Source organism: Kitasatospora sp. NPDC059599, from assembly GCF_042735125.1.
Lineage (GTDB): Bacteria > Actinomycetota > Actinomycetes > Streptomycetales > Streptomycetaceae > Kitasatospora.
Window position 1 is genome coordinate 1 of the sequence record NZ_JBHWCL010000249.1, and the last position, 1,907, is coordinate 1,907.

At 74.3% G+C, this 1,907-nt stretch carries 2 protein-coding genes; one reads left to right on the forward strand and one right to left on the reverse strand.

Annotated elements, in window-relative coordinates; translation table 11 throughout:
• Nucleotides 1-959: serine/threonine-protein kinase (locus tag ACFV04_RS42645; protein WP_380536485.1), on the reverse strand; the 959-nt coding region annotated here is incomplete at its 3' end.
• A gap of 406 nt (nucleotides 960-1,365) precedes the next feature.
• On the opposite strand from ACFV04_RS42645, the gene ACFV04_RS42650 reads away from it, so the two are divergent.
• On the forward strand, nucleotides 1,366-1,569 hold the full coding sequence (locus tag ACFV04_RS42650) for a hypothetical protein (RefSeq protein WP_380350244.1): 204 nt from the start codon (nucleotides 1,366-1,368) through the stop codon (nucleotides 1,567-1,569).
• Nucleotides 1,570-1,907 lie beyond the last annotated feature (338 nt).

The following is a 1,907-nucleotide window of genomic DNA, read 5'->3' on the forward strand; positions in this document are numbered from 1 at the left end:
GCCGCGGCCCGGGCCCGCGCCTCGGCGGGCGGCTCGGCGGGGCGGCCGGGCGCCGGGACGCCCTGCCGGGCGCCGTCCTGCGGGGCGGGAGCGGCCGCTGCCCGACCGGGGCGTGCCGTGCGCGGGCCGGCGCCGGCGGTGCCGCGCGCCGCGAGTTCGCTGAGCCGCTCGTGCAGTGCGGCCGCGCCGGGCCGCTCGGCGGGTTCCTTGGCGAGGCAGGCGCGGATCAGCGGCGCCAGTTGCGGCGGCACCGCCGACAGGTCGGGCTCCTCGTGGACGACGCGGTACAGCATCACCTCGGAGGACGCCCCCGAGCCGAAGGGGGTGTCCCCGGTGAGCGCGTAGGCGAGGGTGGCTCCGAAGGCGAAGACGTCGGTGGCGGGTGTGACGGCGGCTCCGCGCACCTGTTCGGGCGCGAGGAAGCCGGGGGAGCCGACGGCGGTGCCGACGTGGGTGAGCGTGCTGGCGCCGCGTGACCACGCGATGCCGAAGTCGATGATCCGCGGGCCCCGCGGGGAGAGCAGGATGTTGGACGGCTTGAGGTCCCGGTGGACGACCCCGGCCTCGTGCACCTTGACCAGTCCGTCGGCGAGCGCGGCCCCGATCCGGGCGGCGTCGGCCCAGTTCAGCGGCCCCTCGTCGCCGACCTGCTTGTACAGCGAGGGCCCGGGCACGTACGCGGTGGCCAGCCAGGGCCGGTCGGCTTCGATGTCCGAGCCGACCACGCGGGCGGTGCAGCCGCCCCGGATCCGGGAGGCGGCGGCGATCTCGCGGGCGAAGCGGGTGCGGAACTCCTGGTCCTCGGCGAGTTCGGCGCGGATCAGCTTGAGTGCGACGCGCTGCCCGCGGCGGTCGGACCCGAGGTAGACCACGCCCATGCCGCCGGCGCCCAGTCGCCGGTGCAGGCGGTACGGCCCGACGATGCGGGGGTCCTCACGCCTCAGCCGCATCATCGCCATGTTCCGTTCCCCGTCAGCCTGTGGTTGAGGCCCCGTCGGTTGGGCCGTCGTCAGTTCCTGTCTGGCACAGCTTACGGACTGCCTGCTGCGGTGTGCTGATACGCAACACCTCCAGCGGCCGTGCGATTGTCTGATCTTGCGTTGACCCGCAGGTCACAGGGGTGCCGGATCGGCTCTCGGGGTTACCCCTCAGGGTTCCCCCGGGGGTCGGGTCAGCCCTGCCTCCCCCTGCGGTAGTAGGCCCCGAGTCCGGGCGTCATCCTCCGGGACGTCCGAGGAACAGTACGACGGCATGACGCCCGCAGGGGCCCCCGACCAATAGCGTTGTGTTCAGCGGTGGACGGGGAGCTCGTCCCCCGAGGTAAGCCGTTCACCGCGCCAACTCGACCGGATCAGGAGCAAGGGCATGGCACCGCAGCTCACGGGAACCCCCCGCCGCCGTCGGCAGGCCTTCGTCCAGTCCCGGTCGACCGCCGAGCAGCCCACGCGGCACCCCGCGGTGGCGCTGGCCATGGCCCTGCCGTGCGCCGTGCTCCTGATACTGCTCTTCGGCGGGTGGGACCAGATGGCGAACCAGGCGCAGGCCGTCGCCGATCTGATCAGCCGCTGAGGAGCACCTGAGAAGGACGCCGTCCCCTAGGGGGCGGCCACAGAAACGGGCACCGGTCCCCTGGGGACGGGGAGCGGTGCCGCCGGGGAGGCCGCGGCCGCGATCACACGCGGACGGGCGTGTGCGGTGCGCAGAGCGCCCCGGCAGGCGGAGACGCCGCGTACGGACGTCGGTGAGGGCGTCCGTACGCGGCTCTTCTCTTTTCCGGGCCTTGGGCGTCTCTGGGCCGAGGGCCGCGGCCGGCCGGTGCCGGTGCCTGTGCCCGAGTCGGCGAACGCAAAAGGCCGGGGCCGCGATCCTCACGGAACGCGGCCCCGGCCGTTACTGTGCGCGATACG

Excerpts from the sequence above, each read along its gene's own strand:
- ACFV04_RS42650 (WP_380350244.1), top strand. The coding sequence starts at position 1,366 with ATGGCACCGCAGCTCACGGGAACCCCCCGCCGCCGTCGGCAGGCCTTC.